Origin of the sequence: Listeria monocytogenes, assembly GCF_041765605.1 — a bacterium.
GTDB lineage: Bacteria > Bacillota > Bacilli > Lactobacillales > Listeriaceae > Listeria > Listeria monocytogenes_D.
In genome coordinates this window covers 2,444,686-2,461,465 of sequence record NZ_CP168900.1, presented here as the reverse complement: position 1 = coordinate 2,461,465, position 16,780 = coordinate 2,444,686, and the positions used below count along the sequence as shown (strand labels likewise).

General features: G+C 38.8%; 20 protein-coding genes. 10 read left to right on the top strand and 10 right to left on the bottom strand.

The window, feature by feature from the left end; all coding sequences use genetic code 11:
* Positions 1 to 3: 3 nt before the first annotated feature.
* From AB2Q86_RS12510 to AB2Q86_RS12500, 3 genes are read left to right on the top strand one after another with little or no spacing between them, the layout of a single operon-like run.
* Positions 4 to 771: a TIGR01457 family HAD-type hydrolase gene (locus AB2Q86_RS12510; protein WP_003730406.1), complete on the top strand. Its 768-nt coding sequence runs from the start codon at positions 4 to 6 to the stop codon at positions 769 to 771.
* A gap of 48 nt (positions 772 to 819) precedes the next feature.
* Entirely contained in the window at positions 820 to 1,263 is a 444-nt protein-coding gene (locus tag AB2Q86_RS12505; RefSeq protein ID WP_012580806.1) for an N-acetyltransferase, read from the top strand.
* A 35-nt stretch (positions 1,264 to 1,298) separates the two neighbouring features.
* Entirely contained in the window at positions 1,299 to 2,609 is a 1,311-nt protein-coding gene (locus AB2Q86_RS12500) for a hemolysin family protein (RefSeq protein WP_012580807.1), read from the top strand.
* 24 nt (positions 2,610 to 2,633) lie between these two features.
* On the opposite strand, the gene AB2Q86_RS12495 is transcribed toward AB2Q86_RS12500, so the two are convergent.
* The 3 genes from AB2Q86_RS12495 to AB2Q86_RS12485 all read right to left on the bottom strand — a co-directional run bounded on the left by AB2Q86_RS12495 (position 2,634) and on the right by AB2Q86_RS12485 (position 6,247).
* Complete coding sequence (locus AB2Q86_RS12495) at positions 2,634 to 3,134, bottom strand: phosphatidylglycerophosphatase A (protein ID WP_003725592.1); 501 nt, start codon at positions 3,132 to 3,134, stop codon at positions 2,634 to 2,636.
* Positions 3,135 to 3,245: 111 nt separating this feature from the next.
* A complete protein-coding gene (locus AB2Q86_RS12490; protein ID WP_003725591.1) occupies positions 3,246 to 3,482 on the bottom strand; it encodes a NifU family protein in 237 nt (78 codons plus the stop codon).
* Positions 3,483 to 3,655: 173 nt separating this feature from the next.
* Positions 3,656 to 6,247 carry a MucBP domain-containing protein gene (locus tag AB2Q86_RS12485; protein WP_012580808.1) on the bottom strand — a complete coding sequence of 864 codons (2,592 nt, stop codon included), beginning with the start codon at positions 6,245 to 6,247 and terminating at the stop codon, positions 3,656 to 3,658.
* A 613-nt stretch (positions 6,248 to 6,860) separates the two neighbouring features.
* On the opposite strand from AB2Q86_RS12485, the gene AB2Q86_RS12480 reads away from it, so the two are divergent.
* From AB2Q86_RS12480 to AB2Q86_RS12470, 3 genes are all read left to right on the top strand, one after another.
* Entirely contained in the window at positions 6,861 to 7,043 is a 183-nt protein-coding gene (locus AB2Q86_RS12480) for a hypothetical protein (RefSeq protein ID WP_077904954.1), read from the top strand.
* Between the two features lie 240 nt (positions 7,044 to 7,283).
* Positions 7,284 to 7,610 carry a YuzD family protein gene (locus AB2Q86_RS12475; RefSeq protein WP_012580809.1) on the top strand — a complete coding sequence of 109 codons (327 nt, stop codon included), beginning with the start codon at positions 7,284 to 7,286 and terminating at the stop codon, positions 7,608 to 7,610.
* 21 nt (positions 7,611 to 7,631) lie between these two features.
* Positions 7,632 to 7,865 (top strand): YuzB family protein, encoded by a 234-nt coding sequence (locus tag AB2Q86_RS12470; protein WP_003725587.1) that lies wholly within the window; start codon positions 7,632 to 7,634, stop codon positions 7,863 to 7,865.
* Between the two features lie 45 nt (positions 7,866 to 7,910).
* Here the strand turns inward: AB2Q86_RS12470 and AB2Q86_RS12465 are convergent, their stop codons facing one another.
* Both AB2Q86_RS12465 and AB2Q86_RS12460 read right to left on the bottom strand, forming a co-directional pair.
* Positions 7,911 to 8,540 (bottom strand): SDR family oxidoreductase, encoded by a 630-nt coding sequence (locus AB2Q86_RS12465; RefSeq protein ID WP_012580810.1) that lies wholly within the window; start codon positions 8,538 to 8,540, stop codon positions 7,911 to 7,913.
* A gap of 87 nt (positions 8,541 to 8,627) precedes the next feature.
* The gene (locus AB2Q86_RS12460) at positions 8,628 to 9,623 is read right to left on the bottom strand and encodes an NAD(P)/FAD-dependent oxidoreductase (RefSeq protein ID WP_003725585.1); all 996 of its coding nucleotides are present in this window, start codon (positions 9,621 to 9,623) and stop codon (positions 8,628 to 8,630) included.
* 450 nt (positions 9,624 to 10,073) lie between these two features.
* Between AB2Q86_RS12460 and AB2Q86_RS12455 the strand changes: the two genes are divergently transcribed.
* The 3 genes from AB2Q86_RS12455 to AB2Q86_RS12445 all read left to right on the top strand — a co-directional run bounded on the left by AB2Q86_RS12455 (position 10,074) and on the right by AB2Q86_RS12445 (position 13,043).
* Positions 10,074 to 11,285: an NAD(P)/FAD-dependent oxidoreductase gene (locus AB2Q86_RS12455; protein WP_003725584.1), complete on the top strand. Its 1,212-nt coding sequence runs from the start codon at positions 10,074 to 10,076 to the stop codon at positions 11,283 to 11,285.
* 83 nt (positions 11,286 to 11,368) lie between these two features.
* Entirely contained in the window at positions 11,369 to 12,190 is an 822-nt protein-coding gene (locus tag AB2Q86_RS12450; protein WP_012580811.1) for a YwqG family protein, read from the top strand.
* Between the two features lie 34 nt (positions 12,191 to 12,224).
* A complete protein-coding gene (locus AB2Q86_RS12445; RefSeq protein WP_012580812.1) occupies positions 12,225 to 13,043 on the top strand; it encodes a YwqG family protein in 819 nt (272 codons plus the stop codon).
* 36 nt (positions 13,044 to 13,079) lie between these two features.
* Here the strand turns inward: AB2Q86_RS12445 and AB2Q86_RS12440 are convergent, their stop codons facing one another.
* Together AB2Q86_RS12440 and AB2Q86_RS12435 are read right to left on the bottom strand one after the other, a co-directional pair.
* Complete coding sequence (locus tag AB2Q86_RS12440) at positions 13,080 to 14,306, bottom strand: chloride channel protein (protein WP_041176562.1); 1,227 nt, start codon at positions 14,304 to 14,306, stop codon at positions 13,080 to 13,082.
* A 110-nt stretch (positions 14,307 to 14,416) separates the two neighbouring features.
* Positions 14,417 to 14,890 carry a divergent PAP2 family protein gene (locus tag AB2Q86_RS12435; protein ID WP_003730415.1) on the bottom strand — a complete coding sequence of 158 codons (474 nt, stop codon included), beginning with the start codon at positions 14,888 to 14,890 and terminating at the stop codon, positions 14,417 to 14,419.
* Positions 14,891 to 15,017: 127 nt separating this feature from the next.
* Here AB2Q86_RS12435 and menI point away from each other — a divergent pair, with 127 nt between their 5' ends.
* Positions 15,018 to 15,389 carry a 1,4-dihydroxy-2-naphthoyl-CoA hydrolase MenI gene (gene menI, locus AB2Q86_RS12430; RefSeq protein WP_003730416.1) on the top strand — a complete coding sequence of 124 codons (372 nt, stop codon included), beginning with the start codon at positions 15,018 to 15,020 and terminating at the stop codon, positions 15,387 to 15,389.
* Between the two features lie 44 nt (positions 15,390 to 15,433).
* Here the strand turns inward: menI and mnhG are convergent, their stop codons facing one another.
* The 3 genes from mnhG to AB2Q86_RS12415 are packed head-to-tail and all read right to left on the bottom strand — an operon-like array spanning position 15,434 to position 16,774.
* Positions 15,434 to 16,027: a monovalent cation/H(+) antiporter subunit G gene (gene mnhG / locus AB2Q86_RS12425; RefSeq protein WP_009919696.1), complete on the bottom strand. Its 594-nt coding sequence runs from the start codon at positions 16,025 to 16,027 to the stop codon at positions 15,434 to 15,436.
* Positions 16,011 to 16,298, bottom strand: coding sequence for a Na(+)/H(+) antiporter subunit F1 (locus AB2Q86_RS12420; RefSeq protein WP_003722409.1), 288 nt, complete (start codon positions 16,296 to 16,298; stop codon positions 16,011 to 16,013). The genes mnhG and AB2Q86_RS12420 overlap by 17 nt, the downstream gene beginning before the upstream one ends.
* Entirely contained in the window at positions 16,295 to 16,774 is a 480-nt protein-coding gene (locus AB2Q86_RS12415) for a Na+/H+ antiporter subunit E (RefSeq protein WP_003730417.1), read from the bottom strand. Before AB2Q86_RS12415 ends, AB2Q86_RS12420 begins: the two co-directional genes overlap by 4 nt.
* Between the last annotated feature and the right edge of the window lie 6 nt (positions 16,775 to 16,780).

Genomic DNA, 16,780 nt, shown 5'->3' with positions numbered 1-16,780 from the left:
GAATTGAAGAATTATAAAGCGTATTTAATTGATTTAGATGGCACGATGTATCGCGGGGCAGAAGTTATTCCTGAGGCGATCATTTTTATCGAAAACTTAAAACGTGCGGGAATTCCGTATTTATTTGTAACAAACAATTCAACAAAAACACCTGGGCAAGTAGCAGAACATTTAACTGACATGGGGATTCAAGCTGTAAGTGACGATGTATTCACGACGTCACAAGCAACCGTGCAATTTATGATGGAACAAAAACGCGAAAAAACGGTTTATGTTATCGGAGAACGTGGAATAAAACAAGAACTAACAGATAATGGATTTGAAATAACTTCTAGTAATCCAGCTTTTGTTGTTGTTGGGCTTGACCGGGAAGTCGATTATGAGAAATTTTCAAAAGCAGCTCTTGCGGTTCGCGGTGGCGCGATGTTTATTTCGACGAATGGCGATGCAGCAATTCCGACAGAGCGCGGTTTGCTTCCAGGAAATGGTTCGATTACATCAGTCGTTTCCGTAGCCACAGAAACAGCACCAGTTTTTATTGGGAAGCCTGAATCCATTATTATGGAGCAAGCACTCGCAAAACTCGGTGTCCATAAAGACGAAGCAATCATGGTGGGTGACAACTACGAAACCGATATTATGGCGGGCATCAATTACGGCATGGATACGTTAATCGTACACACTGGCTTTACATCAAAAGAAGCATTATTAACGAAAGAAATCCAGCCTACATACGCTGTAACAAAACTAACTGATTGGAAATTTAACTAGAAGAGCGGAATTTTTCTGCTCTTTTTTTAATAAATAGGAGGTTAGAAAATGGTCTCAATTCAAAAGTTAACGAAAGACAATTTTCACGAAACAGCAAAATTAGAAGTGCATCCACACCAAAAAACATTTGTCGCAGAAAACTGGTATTCCATTATCGAAGCAAGTTTTGAAGAAACGTATCATTCGCTGGTAATATATGCGGATAATATGCCGGTTGGCTACGCAATGTATGGAATGGATACAGATGATGGTGAGTTTTGGTTGGTACGATTTATGACTGGGAAAGAGCATCAAGGTAAGGGCTACGGCGGAGATGCGCTAGAACAAATTATCGAGATAGTGAAAAATCTACCAGAAAAACCAGCACGTCTGCGTTTATCTTACGAACCAGATAATACGGTAGCAGAGAAATTTTATGCAAAATATGGATTTAAAAAAACGGGGGAAATCATCGACGGCGAGGCAGTGGCCGACTTGTGGTTCAAACGTTAAAATCGGGTATAGAATGGGGATAAGGAGGATGCTAAATGGACGTTTTTAATGATTTCTTTGTAATATTTTTAATTGGAGCGACTGCCTTTTTCGTGGCAAGTGAATTTGCCATTGTCGCAATTCGGAAACCTACTGTCCTGCAACTAGTAGCCTCAGAGGACCCGCGAGCGAAATATGTAAAAAAAGTTACTTCGAATATGAATGATTATTTGGCTGCTTGTCAGTTAGGGAACACACTCGCCGCACTTGCTATGGGGTGGGTTGGTGAAGCAACAATGCGTGGTTGGTTGGAGCCGTTATTTTTAATGTTACCTGTACCAGAATCCGTTGAAAAGCCGATTTCGATTTTTGTTTCCTTTATTTTAATTACATTCTTAAATGTGGTACTCGGAGAACTTGCTCCGAAAACATTTACAATTCAAAGCACAGAAAAAGTAGCTCTGTTTATCGCGCGCCCGCTTGTGTATTGGTATCGCCTGACTTTTCCACTCAATTGGCTTTTAAATAACTCGGCGAATTTAATCACGCGGATGTTTGGGGTAAAACAAACAGTTGATGCGGACCAAATGACGCCAACAGAACTGAAGATTATTTTTGAAGATAGCTATAGGCAAGGACTTTTGAATCCACAAGAGTTTCGTTATATGAAAAATATTTTCAAACTTGGCGACGTGCCAGCGAAAGAAGTGATGATACCGCGAATGTCGATGATTGCGATTGACCAAACGGCAACTGTACGAGATTTGTTGAAATTAACTTCTGAACATACATATCATATTTTCCCAGTAACCGAAGATGAAGATAAAGATCATATTATCGGAATGCTACGAGTCAGTGCGGTTATGGCTGGACTTGGAAAAGATGAAACGATTGTGACGCAATCTATTCAACCATTTATTACACCTGTTTTAGAAGTGTTTGAAGGCATGATTTTGGAAGAGCTACTTGTGAAAATGCAGCAAGAAAGTGAGCCGTTTGTCGTTCTCACGGATGAATACGGCGGGACTTCGGGGATTGTGACGCTAGAAGATGTCATGGAAGTAATTGTTGGGGATATGGAAGAAGCAAAAGGTCCGAAAGGGATTCGAAAAGTAGCTTTGAATCATTATATTATTGAAGGATCTGAGCCGCTCCTTGAAGTTGAGGAAGCGCTTGGGGTTCCAATTGAAGGGCCGGGTGTTCATACGTTATCGGGATGGATGTTGCTCGAACGTTTTGACTTAGAAGCTGGTGATGAGATTGAACATGAGGGATACCGCTTTATCGTTCGTTCAATGAATAAAAACTCGATTCGGCAAGTAGAAGTAAAATTAGGGAAAGAAAAACCAGTAAAATTGGAGGAATAGGCCTCTTGTTTTACTGGTTTTTGTTTAATTAACGATGTCGTCGTGATAACTATGCGCAAGACGACTTGCAGCGGCCGCAGCGATGGCGCCAACAATGTCATCGAGAAATGTGTGAACGGCGATACCATCGTGTTCATTTAATTTTGCAAGAATACCTGGCTTTACTTTATCGATATAACCGTAATTGGTAAATCCAATTGATCCATACACATTGACGATGGAGAGTGCGAGTATCTCATCGACGCCGTACAGCCCCTCATCAGCGCTAATGATATTTTGTAGTGGTTGGACGAGTTCTCCTTTTTCAGCCATCACATCAAGCTGTATGCCTGTTAAAACAGCATTTTGGACTTCTCGCTTACGAAGAACATGCTCAACGTTTTGACGGCAAATATCTAATTCCAATCCGGGATGATATTTTTGTTGTAAAAATAAGACAAGTTCTGCGATATCGTCAATTTCTACGCCACGTTCGATGAGCCAACTGCGTGCTTTTGATTCTAACGCACTTTGTTTTTCTACCATTTTTCTTACCTCCTTCTAACTGTATGTATATTGTATGATAGACGTTTACAGGATTTCTAAACCTTTTTATACAAAAATAGCGACCGATTGTTTGGTCGCTAAAATATTTGTTTAAAAAACCTGAACAACTTCTTTAAAGCCGATAATTTTTTCAGCTAAAGTTAATTCGATACCCATTTTTAAAGTCATATCAGAACTGGGGCAAGTCTCGCATGCACCAAGTAGTTTAATTTTTACGACACCGTCTTGTGTGACTTCGATAAGTTCATAGTCCCCGCCATCACGAACTAAAAACGGACGGAACTTTTTTAAAGCTTTATCAACTTCGGCGTAGCTAATTTCTTCCATAGGATATAGTTCTCCTTTCGTGAGGCAATGTTATATTTTCTATTATAACAGGATATGGGGAAATTTAAAGGAATTAAATTGGGTTTTTCTGAGATCGAAAGTAGTGCAATAGGAAGTAATTACCAAATAAAAACTCTCTTATTCAATTAATAAGAGAGTTTTCGCAGTTTATTTTAGCTGTTTTTCTTAGAGATAGAGTAAATTCCTAAGAGAACGAAACATGTACCAACTAATCCGAACAATATACTATCTTGTTGATTATCGCCGGTTTTCGGTAATTTTGTTTGTTTTTTTATTGTAGTTAATTTGTTTGCTTTTGGTTTGTTTTCGCTGATTTTAATAGGTGTTTTGTTTTTATCCTCTTTTTTAGGATCGTCTTCTTGTTTAGCATATACAAAGGTGACTGTTTGAGCATCAGTTGTAAATATGCCATTAGCGTTGGCCGGTGTGGCTGTTAGCTTCCAACCACTCAAGTTTTTAGCTGTTGCCGCGTAAGGTGTATCTAGCTTACCGTTCAATGTATCAGGAGTAGCTAATTCGTTGCCGTCCGCGTCGACATATTTCACGGTAACAGGAGCGCCATCTGCTTTTTCGTAAACATAAGTGACCGTTTGGTTAGTGTCTGTAAATACGCCATTAGCATTGGCAGGTGTCGTTTTAACTACCCAACCAGAAAGACTTTTGGCTGTAGATTGGTAAGGAGCATCGATTTTGCCGTTCAATGTATCAGGAGTAGCTAATTCGTTGCCATCGCTGTCGAGATATTTAATAGTAACGGGAGCACCATCTGCTTTTTCGTACACATAAGTGACCGTTTGGTTAGTATCTGTAAATACGCCATTAGCGTTGGCAGGAGTCGTTTTAACTGTCCAACCAGAAAGACTTTTCGCTGTAGATTGGTAAGGTGCGTCGATTTTGCCGTTCAATGTATCAGGAGTAGCTAATTCGTTGCCATCCTCATCGATATATTTCACAGTAACGGGAGCACCATCTGCTTTTTCGTACACATAAGTGACCGTTTGGTTAGTATCTGTAAATACGCCATTAGCGTTGGCAGGAGTCGTTTTAACTGTCCAACCAGAAAGACTTTTCGCTGTAGATTGGTAAGGTGCGTCGATTTTGCCGTTCAATGTGTCAGAAGTAGCTAGTTCGTTGCCATCGCCATCGACATATTTCACGGTAACGGGAGCACCGTTCGCTTTTTCGTACACATAAGTGACTGTTTGGTTAGCGTTTGTAAATACGCCATTAGCATTGGTAGGTGTAGTTTTAACTGTCCAACCTGTGATACTTTTCGCTGTAGATTGGTAAGGTGCGTCGATTTTGCCATTCAATGTGTCGGAAGTAGCTAATTCGTTACCGTCCCCATCGACGTATTTCACGGTAACGGGTGCACCATCTGCTTTTTCGTAGACGTAAGTGACTGTTGTATCACTATCGCCAAATTGTCCTGAAGCTTGGCCTTCAATTTCTTTTAATTTGTAGTTAGTAATTGTTTTTTCTGTTGTTTGATAATTTTCTCCGGATTTACCAGAAATTGTTTCGCTTGTAGCTAATTCATTGCCATTTTCATCTTTGTAAAATACGTTTACAGATGAATCGGTTTTTTCGGATACCGTAATTGGTTGTGATACTTTAAGGGAGTAACTAAGCGGGACTCCTTTAGCGGAAGTAGCTGTGAATGTCGCATTGTAAGTCACAGTCTTCGTTCCAATTGGTAAGTTAGAGAAAGAGACTGTTTTATTATCGGCCGATACTGTTCCACCGTCAGAAATGCTAGAAATAGGCATTTCTTTGCCATCAATATCTAAAGTAGGATTATTTGAAATAGCTGTTGCCCCTTCTTTAATATTAATAGTTGGAAGTGTGATAGTTTGGCTATTAACTTGCAAACCTTTATAATCACCAACGACATCCATGCTTTCAAAAAAATCTTTTAACTTACTTAAATCAGTAATGTTATTATTATCAGCGTAAGCAATAGATAATCCTCTTAGTGTATGTAACGAATCAATGGAAGTTAAGTTGTTATTGTTTAAATAAAGAACTTTAAGTTTTTTCATCGTAGCAATTGGAGCTACATTAGTGAACTTGTTGTAACTTAGATTTAAGTTTGTAATGTGATCATTTGCAGTTAATGCTGCTAAATCGGTAATGTTATTCCAAGTTAGATCTAAATTCTCAATTGATTTGAGGTTTGCAAATTTTGTAAATTCTTCATTATTTATTTGGTGATATGATGGATCTAACCAAGCATATGAGTTATAAGAAAATGATTTTAAGTTTTCTTGTTCAAGTAAGGGAGTGAAATCAGTGATATTATCCCCACCTAATTCTACTTCTTCGAGTGCTGGCATCTCGCCAAGAGCTTTAATATCATTCAATCCAGTAGAAATACCAACGATTTTTTTCAGCTTAGGTAAATTTTTAATCTGATTTAAATTGGTAATTTCTGTTTGGTTTGAAAAATATAAATTGGTCATGTTGACTGCTTTTTCGAGTCCAGTTAAATCTCTAACTAACCCAGTGACAGGATATCCAGAGAAACCGTACATATAAGAAATATCCGCCGTACTAATCGTCTCGAGGTGTGCTTCAGTCAATTCTTCTAGCAACGGTTTTCCTACAATGTTTTTAAGACCTTCTTTTAAATAAGGATCTGGGATATTTACTACATCAGTTGATGCTGCTCGTACATTACTAAAAGGTAAAAATACGGTTGTGATTAAAAATAAAACTAACATTATTTTTATTGCTTTTTGCATATGTCTAATTTCCTCCTTTTTTTTTGAATGTATTCGTAATTAGTTATTCGTTAAAACGGACTATTTCAGCAACAAAAATTGGTTGGGAAATGCAGTTCGAAACGAATACATCTCTAAACACCGTTATAATAACATGTGGGTTCTTTATAAATCATGAGTTTTCAAAAGAAATTTATTGAAAATAGAGTGAAGTTCAAAAATTGGACATATTTGTTTTTTTAGGGTTTTTGGAGGTGGGAATGTAGGTGGGAGAGAGGGTTTGGTTTTGATTAGTGGTGTGGAGAGGGGGTTTTTGAATATATAGAGCATATAAATTAGTTGTTAGGTTTTAAAAATTTCGAAAATATTGGAAGGTGAGTTTTTTTGTATGTGTATTTGGGATGTAATTCGCTTTGCTTTGAACGGGCGAATGGGGATGTGGGTTTTCGGTTGAGGGTGGATGGATTTTATTAGGAAGGGAAGCTGTTGTGTGGAGGGCGCACTTTACTGGGAGGATTACATGCTCGCTTTGTTTGCATGGATATTTGGGCTGTAATTCGCTTTGCTTTGAACGGGCGAATGGGAATGTGGGTTTTCGGTTGAGGGTGGATGGATTTTGATGGAGGAAGAAAGCTTGTGTGGAGGGCGCACATTTCTGGAAGGATTACATGCTCGCTTTGCTCGCATGCATATTTGGCCCGTAACTCGCTTTGCTTCGAACGTGCCAAACAAAAACACGTTCCTAAGGCTCAGAAAGGAACGTGCCCTTTCAACTGGTAAGGTTGAAAGACAATCGGGTTGCGCGCCCGATTGTTAAAGGGAGTGTTACTTATATGTTGACCGTGAAATCACGGGTACAACCGATAGATGGTTTATCATGTTAATACACTACTGCTTTAAAGGTTAGCAATGTATTGGAAATATTATAATATATCTGTAAATTTGTGTCAATTCATATCTTTATAAAAATTCATAAAGTTTAATAGTTATACTTCGTGAAACAGCTTAGTCGCTTTTTTTGGTGGGTTTTTGTACAATGATAGTGAGGTGAAGCGTGATGGTAAATGAAGCGAAATTATATGTTTATGGTTCAACGACAATTTGTGCGAGTTGTGTCGGAGCGCCATCCTCGAAGGAAACAGAGGAATGGCTTCGAGCTGCGATTGGTCGGAAGTTTTCTGGTCAGCCATTTATGGTGGAGTATGTGGATATTTTTAATCCGCCGAATGAAACGGCTTTAGCGGATATGGCGAATAAAATTGTCGAGGAAGATTATATGTACCCAGTCATTGTGGTCGATGGTGAAATTATCGCGGAAGGCAATCCTCGGTTGAAAGATATTTATCAAGTAATGACCGACCGTGGTTACTTGGCAACGATGTAACAGTCTAGGAGGCAAGTGAAGATGAATCCGATTGTGGAATTTTGCGTGAATAATTTGGCGAGCGGGGCGGATGCTGCGTTTGCGAAATTAGATGCGGATGATAGTTTGGACGTGATTGAATATGATTGTCTGACATATTGTGATTTATGCGCGACGAGTTTGTTTGCTTTAGTGGACGGAGAAGTGGTTCGCGGAGAAACTGCGGAGGAATTGGTTGCGAATATATATACATTTTTGGAAGAGAATCCGTTTTAATATAGAAAAAAGCGATGAGCGCGTAATTTGGCTCATCGCTTTTTATTAGCTAAAAAATTCCTTAATGGGTGTGTCGCCACTTTCGATGGTGTAGGTTTTATAAAAACTAGATTTTTCGGATAAAGCTTCACTAATAAAATCTGCAACATCTGCGCGCGGGATAATCGTTGTAGGTTTTTCGGAAACTTCAGCGATTTTGCCAGTGGCTGGATCATCTGAAAGGCCAACTGGGCGGACGATGGTGTAGTCAAGACCGCTTCTTTTTAGTTCTTCATCGGCTGCTTGTTTGGCTTTTAAATAATGGACGAGGGATTCGGGACCGTTTTCTGGATTGTCGGCGCCATAAGAGCTAACAATGATGAACCGGCGTACACCTTTTTCTTTAGCAGTTTCGATGGCTTTGATGGCGCCGTTTTGGTCAATGTTGATAGTTTCGGAAGCGGGCGTATGACCACCGGATCCTGCTGTGAAAATAACCGCTTCAATTTCATCATAGGCATAGTGGAAATCTTTTTTTAAATCGGCGATAATCGGCTTTGCGCCAAGTTTTTCAAGTTCGCTTACTTGTTCGGCTTTTCGAACCATTGCTCGAACGAAAAAGCCTTTTTCCATGGCGAGTTTTTCTACTAAAAGACGGCCGATTTTGCCATTTGCGCCAATTACGAGTACATTCATTGCTAATCTCCTCCTAAAAAATATCTACAAAGAACTTTTCCCGGTGAGTAAAAAATAAAACCACAAGTCGCCTCGTGGTTTCGGTTGTTATTCGAATAAAGATGTGGAGTGCATTGGTTGCACGCGTGTTTTTGGATCAATGAAATTCATTGCGTTATTAACGGCTGTTGGAGCTTCACCGAATCCGGTCGCGATTAGTTTTACTTTACCGTCATACGTGCAAATATCACCTGCACAATAAATTCCTGGGATACTCGTTTCCATTTTTGAATTAACGACAATCGAATTACGTTCTAGCTCTAAACCCCAATTTTTAATTGGACCAAGCGAAGAAACGAAACCATAGTTAATGATGAAATCGTCAATCTCCAGTGTTTCCCTTGTATCACCTTTGACTTCTTGCAAAGTAATATGCGTTAATTTATCACCGTTACCGAGTACTTCAGTTGGTATAAATGGTGTTTTGATGGCAATGGAAGATTTTTCTAAATTGTTCACGCTATGTTCGTGCGCACGGAAAGCATTGCGACGATGAACGATCGCGACTGAACTGGCTACTTTTTCAAGCATGAGTGCCCAGTCCACTGCGGAATCTCCGCCACCACAAACGGCAACGCGACGACCCGAAAAGCGACTTAAATCATTGATGAAATAATGAATGTTTTTCCCTTCGTATTGCTCTGCTTCTGGAAGATCCAAACGTCTCGGTTCAAATGCGCCGTTTCCAGCGGTAATAATAACTGCTTTACTATAATGTGTATCTTTCTTCGTGATGATTTCAAATGTGCCATCAACTTGTTTTTCTACGCTTTGAACCGCTTCTTCCAGCGCTATGGTTGGATCAAATGGTTTCATTTGTTGAATCAAGTTATTAACAAGTTCCTGTGCGCGTACAGCAGGATAGCCCGGAATATCATAAATATATTTCTCGGGATAAAGCGTGGAAAGTTGTCCACCTAATTGCGGTAAACTTTCTATTATTTTCACACTCGCATTGCGCATTCCGGCATAAAAAGCAGCGAATAGCCCAACCGGTCCACCACCAATGATCGTGATATCATAAATTTTTGTTTTTTCATCCAAAATACATCACCCCCTAGTTCGTAATTTCCCCTTTGAAAACGCTAAAGTTGCAATAAGCATATTTTAGCACAGATTATGAAAAAAGAATGTTTACGGGATTGCTGCAATAAAAATAGTATAAAAATGAACTAGACCAATTATGCATCAAATAAAAGATTTTTACGAAAATCAAGCCATCCCAAAGCTTTATTGTGAAAAAAATCGTATACCACTTGAACCATGCTCCAAAGAAGCTTAAACCCTTGAGTTCGCTTTCTTGAAAATGGAAGTTAAAAAGTCTATGATATAGTTTGTAAGCTGTGAAATAGGGAATATATTGGTACTTACCATTTTCACTTTGTTCATAGTTTGCAGTAGATTTTTAGCGCAATCTACATAGGTGCAGTAAGAAATTCTTAATGCAATTTTTTTTGTGAAGAAAAATATAAGGGAAAGTAGATGTGATAACAGATGAGTAAACCAAAAATTGTCATTCTCGGAGCAGGATACGGGGGACTAAAAACTTTACGTAAGTTACAACAAAGAAACTTGGAAGCCGAAATCGTTCTAGTGAATAAGAATGACTATCACCACGAAACGACTTGGTTACATGAAGCAGCAGCTGGAACAATTGAACCAGAAAAATTAATGTATCCATTAGACAAAGTCGTGAACAATACAAAAACGACATTTATCCAAGATACAGTAGTAAAAATTAATAAAGACGAAAAAACAGTCACACTAGATGCAAATGGCGATATCAGCTATGACTATTTATTAATTGCTCTTGGGTCAGAAGCAGAAACATTTGGAATCAGTGGTTTGAAAGAATATGCCTTCACTATTACAAGTGTAGAATCCGTTAAAAAAATCCGTGCGCACATTGAAGCGCAATTTGCTAAATGGAAAACAGATCCACGCGATGAATTATTAACAATTATCGTTGGTGGCGCTGGCTTTACTGGAATTGAGTTTCTTGGGGAATTAACTAATCGCATTCCAGAACTAGTGAAAGAGTACGATGTGCCTCGCGAAAAAGTGCGCATTTACTGCATGGAAGCAGCTCCAAAAGTATTACCACAATTTGATGCGAAACTCGTTGATTATGGTGTTGGTGTACTGGAAGATCGCGGCGTAGAATTCCATGTTGGTAAACCAGTCAAAGAAGCTACCGCTGACGGCGTAAAATATGCGGAAAGTGAAAATGAAGTTCGTGAAATCAAAGCGGCAACCATTATTTGGGCTGCAGGTGTTCGCGGAAATAGTGTTATTGAAGCATCTGGCTTTGAAGCTGGTCGTGGTCGTGTGAAAGTAAACAACAATTTAACTGTTCCTGGTAACGAGGAAATTTTAATTGTTGGTGACTGCTCACTAATCATCAACCCTGCAAATGACCGTCCATTCCCGCCAACTGCTCAAATCGCAATGCAACAAGCCGATGTGGCTGCAGTGAACTTAGCTAAATTAGTTAAAGGCGAAACGGACTTACAAGACTTTGTTTATCATGAAAAAGGAACAGTTTGCTCTCTAGGCGATAACGATGCAATTGGTGTCGTTTTCGGTAAAAACCTGAAAGGCTACCCAGCTTCCGTTATGAAAAAAGTCATTGATGACCGCGCGCTACTACTTATTGGTGGTTCAGGCGTTCTTGCTAGTAAAGGTAAGTTTAAATTTTATAAATAAGACTTCTAAAAGCAATATCTGTTAGTGCAGATATTGCTTTTTTGTTATGTTATAATGAAGGAAAAATGAAAGTAGGTAAGTCCATGAAACAACTTTTTGAGATACTTCCTAGTGAGTGGGCAGAAAAATTTTCAAAAACAATGAAAGAACGTATTGAATTAAGCCTTACAAATGAAGACGTGATTTCTTTAATAGAAAGTAAGGTTGGTGGGAGAGGATATTTGCCGAAAGAACAAGGTTATCCAGTGAATGAAGGAGGAGAACCACTTTTCTTTTTAGCGCAAATAAATTTTGCGGAAATGCCGCAAATCGAGAATTATCCAAAATCAGGAATACTTGCTTTTTATGTTGATTATCATGATGACTTATACGGTCTTAATTTTGATGATCAGACAGAACAAAATGGTTTTCGGGTGTTTTTCTTTGAGAATATAGACAGAGAGAGCATGACTGCAGAAGAACAAGCTGTTTATTTTGAAGGTATTGATAAATCAGCCCTTTATACTGTGGTCAAAGGGGAGTATAAACTTGCTGGTCGAGTAACGAAAGAGCTTTTGATGAATGATATTCTAGAGTTTGAGAAAGAATTTGGCAGTGGTTTTTATGACATCATGGAGCAAATTTTTGGTGATGATGAAGATAAAGCGAATGAGCTATTTGACCTTGCAACATATAGTAGTCAAATTGGTGGTTTTCCGTTCTTCACCCAAGAAGATCCGCGAATGCGTACAGAAAATTCGTATCACGACACATTGCTGTTTCAATTAGATAGTGAGTACAGTGAAGAGCCAGGTGCCCAAATAAATATCATGTGGGGCATGAGTGGAGTCGGCAACTTCTTTATTAATAAACAGGATTTAATTAATCGGGATTTTTCCAATGTTATTTTTAACTGGGATTGTTAAAGAATCACGTTACAAAAAAGAAAGAAGGTAAATAATGGAACAACTTTTTGATATACTTCCAAGTGAATGGGCCGAACGCTTTTTGGAAACAGAAAAAGAGCGGATAGAGTTGCATTTTAAAGATGCGGGCACACTTTCCTTGTTACAAAGTAAAGCTGGTGGCCGAGGTTATTTGCCGAAAGAACAAGGATATCCGGTGACGGAAGAAGGTAAGCCGCTTTCGTTATTAGCGCAAATTAATTTTTCGGAAATGCCGCAAATGGAAAATTATCCGGAATTTGGGTTGCTTGCTTTTTATGTGGATTATCAAGATGATTTATACGGACTTAATTTTGAAAATCCTACGAGTCAAGACGGTTTTCGGGTGTTTTTCTTTGATGACTTGGGAAGTGAGAGCTTAACTGCCGAAGAACAAGATGCATTTTTTGAAGATGTAGCGAAAACAGATTTTTACCCTGTTGTAAATGGTGAATTTAAAATTGCTGGTCAAGTTTCAGATCAAATTCTATTACAAGATAGCTTTGATTTTGAAAATGAATTTGGTAATAATTTTTATGAATTAGCTGATCAAATTTTCGCTGATGAGGAAGATAAAGCTGATGAGTTATACAATCTAGCTAGCGAAGGCAGTCAGCTCGGCGGGTATCCGTTCTTCACGCAAGAAGATCCGCGTATGTATTCAGAAAATCCTCATCACGACACGCTTTTGTTCCAATTAGCGTCCGAAGACTTTGATGAAAATAGGATGGCAATTATGTGGGGCGACTGCGGTGTTGCGAACTTCTTCATCAATAAACAAGATTTAATCAACCGGGACTTTTCTAACATTATGTATAACTGGGATTGTTCGTGAAAAAAAGCAGAAATTCGTTATGAATTTCTGCTTTTTTTATGCTCGTATAATTTTCTTGATGCTAACCCACCAATTTTTATTCACAATAAACGCCGTCAACAGAATAAACGGGAAAAATTGTAGCGGGAAAATGAAAAGTAAAATGGATGCGGTAAGAACGGGTTTTCCAACAATTTTCGTACAACAAGCGGTGACGAAAACCGTAATGAGAAAACCAGTTGATCCATCCATCCAAAATGTTGCTATGTACCCCATAATCGTACTAGTAAAAATCGCCGGGAAAATTGCACCGCCATTCCAGCCCGTTGCTAAACAAATAGCGACCAAAACAGGTTTTAACAAGGCGATAATAAGTAAAAAAGGAATCGAATAATTTTGGACAGTTGTTGTCAATTCAATCAGCTGATGCTCACCAGAAAATAACATGAAGGAAGAAATTATCCCAAATAAACCAATGCTCAAACCGCCAATAACCGCCGCGACCATTTTATTTTTAATGACAGAAGCTGCCTTCGCGATATAGACTTGCAATTGCTGGAAATAAACACTAAAGAGCCATCCTAGAATAATCATAGGAATAAAAAGTAAAATAAACCACCAAGACCAACCCATGTCAGGTAGCCGAATCGCAAAAATACTCGCAGGCATTTTTAAAAAGGATTTCAGCCAAAGGAAAGATCCGAGTGCGCTAAAAGAAATAAGAAGCGATAACACTAATTTAGAGTTTTTAGGAATTTTCTTCGCTTGACTACTTTCATCAATTTCCTCGGCTAGTCCGCTAAACGGAGCGTGGAAAATACTGGAAATAATCGCGCCAACACTCAAACTAACAAGTTCTTCTTTATGCGCCATAGATAGTTTTAGATGATCAATAATCCAAGTCGTGGCACCACCAACAATACCAATCAAAGCAGCTTCCGGACCAACGCTCGCCCCAAATGTTAAAATAATCCAAGCGCTAAGTATCGTAGGAAGCAGAACTTTGCGATACTCCATCCGTCCAGTTTTCTTCGCCTCAGCAACATTGTCATGCATCGACCGCGGATAGTCACCAAATTTCAGCTGAACCATTCCTACAAAAAAACTCCCAATCAAACCGACTAGTAGAGGATAATACCATGAAAAATCAAACTGATTAGGAAGATAATCCCACAAAAACGTCGTGGCGAAGTGAACCATTGCTAAAAATAAAGCAGCAATAACTCCCACTAAGATACCTAGAATAAATGTATAAACGCTAAAAACGAGTGTTACCTTTTTCACCGAAGCCAGCCCCTTTGTAAAATCTGTTGATAACATGATTTTCCCTTTAACATATAGCTGTAAACTAACGACAAACAAAAAAAGTTGACTACAAGGAGTCAACTTTTCATTTACATAAACATTTCTAAAATAAAGCCAATCGCAATCCCGGTAAGTGCTCCGAAGAAAACTTCCATAGGTTTATGACCAAGTAATTCTTTTAAATGCTTCGTTTTTTCTTCTTGTTCAGGTGCCGCGAGCCCTTTTGCATGTTCCACGAAGTCTTGGAAATCCGTTACTAATTTGTTTAAAACAACTGCTTGTTCACCGGCTTGTCTTCTAACGCCAGTCGCATCGAACATCACGATAATACCAAATACAACAGCAATCGCGAAATAAGGTGAATCGAGCCCGTATTCAATTGCGAGTGTTGTCATTAGTGCAGTAACCGCAGCTGAGTGAGAGCTAGGCATGCCACCAGTGGAAAACATTAGTCCGACATTAAACTTCCGGTAAACTAAAATATGAATCGGCACTTTTACCACTTGGGCAAACACTATCGCAATAATAGATGCAATTAATGGTGTATTCGTAAATATCGACATCAAATCTCTCCTGTCAAAAAGTCTATTCTTATTTTACCACAATGAGCTTATTAAAAACCTTTTCTAGAGTTTTTCTACCAACTCTTATATAATAAAGTATAAAGCAAATTCGGAAAGAAGGGAACATATGGGACTTCAAGAAACTATTGGCATTGAAATCGTTTCAGTAGAAAAAGGAAAAGCAATCGTTCAGTTAGAAGTAACAGAAAAAGTCCACCAACCATTTGGCTATTTGCATGGCGGCGTTTCTGTTGTTTTGGCGGAACATGCAGCAAGTATTGGCGCTGCTAAATCAATCGAACCTGATGAAATCGTCTTTGGTTTAGAAATTAACGCCAACCACCTCGCTTCAAAACAAGAAGGATTAGTAACAGCGACTGCAGAAGCAATCCACCTTGGCAAAAGTACCCAAGTCTGGGAAATTAAAATCACTGACGAAACGGAAAAACTAATTTGTATTAGCAGATGTACCATAGCAGTCAAAAAGAAACGAAAATAAAAAGCAAGGCAGAGGTCAATTGATGAACTCGCGCCATGCTTTTTTTATTTCTCTGTTTTATCATCGTCTGATTCAGTTTCACTTTCATCTTGCTCGATGATTTCATGCTCGGAATCATCCGACTGTTCTTCAATCGTTTGTTCCTCGCGTTCCCGTTCTTGTTCTTCTTGATCTTCGCGCTCATCAATTTTCTCTTCGCGTCGTTCCCATTCCATTCGTTCTTCCAATTCTTCCCGCTCTTGTCGTGCTTTTTCAATTTGTTCTTGACGGATAATAAGACTTTTCTTTTTCTTAATATCGTCTTTTTTCACTGAACGCAATTGGTCACGAATTCGAATAGCTAGTGGAACACCGGTATCATAAGCAGCCCGGTTAATAAGGTGAGAAGCCACTGGTGTAGTTAAGAAAATAAACAATACGGCCAGAAGTACTCGCGCATTAAAACCTTCGCCTGAGTGGAAAAAGTAACCAACCGTTGCAAACAGAAGTAAGCTAACGCCAAATGTATTACTAATCCCGGCAGCATGCGTTCTAGTGTACACGTCAGGCAATCTGATAACCCCGATTGCGGCAAGAATACTAAGCAAACCGCCGATTAAAATCATAATAGAAATAATAATCTCAATTATCACGTTCACGATCAATCACCTTCCCTTTCTCAATAAATTTGGCAAAGGAAACCGTTCCGATAAATGCAAGAAGCGCAATAAGTAAAATAACATCCAAAAAGGCATGCGTATCATAAAACATCGAAAGTAGCGCTACAATGGCCACTAAGTTCATTCCAATAGAATCCAGCGCCACCACTTTGTCAGAAGTAGTTGGTCCTTTTAAAATACGGTAAAGATATAAGAAAGTTGAAATCGAATAGAGAAGTAAACCAATGGATAAAGCGATTTGAATAATCATCCGTGGAACACCTCCATAATCGCGCCTTCATAAGACTTACGAATTGTTGCAATTTCTTCTTCAATGTTAGGGACGTGAAGCGAGTGGACATAGATTGCTTTATAATCATCCGAAATATCAATCGAAAGTGTCCCTGGCGTTAACGTAATCAGTAGTGCGAGCATCGTCACTTCCCAGTCTGTCTCAAGCGTCGTATCATATCTGAAAATCCCCGGTCGAATGTTCATATCTTTCTTTAAAACAATCCGACTTACATGAACTGTAGAAACAATTAAATCATGCAAAAAGCGGAAAACCAGTTTGATAAGGGCGAATAACCGGAAAAGGTAGAATCTTGATCCAAGGAAACGTCGCATAAAGAATAGCAAGAAAATCCCGATGATAAAGCCAATGATAAATGTTGCAAAACTAAATGATGACTCAAGAAACATCCACAAACAAGCAAGTATTATATTAAGAATAAGTTGAAAAGCCATCTTTTA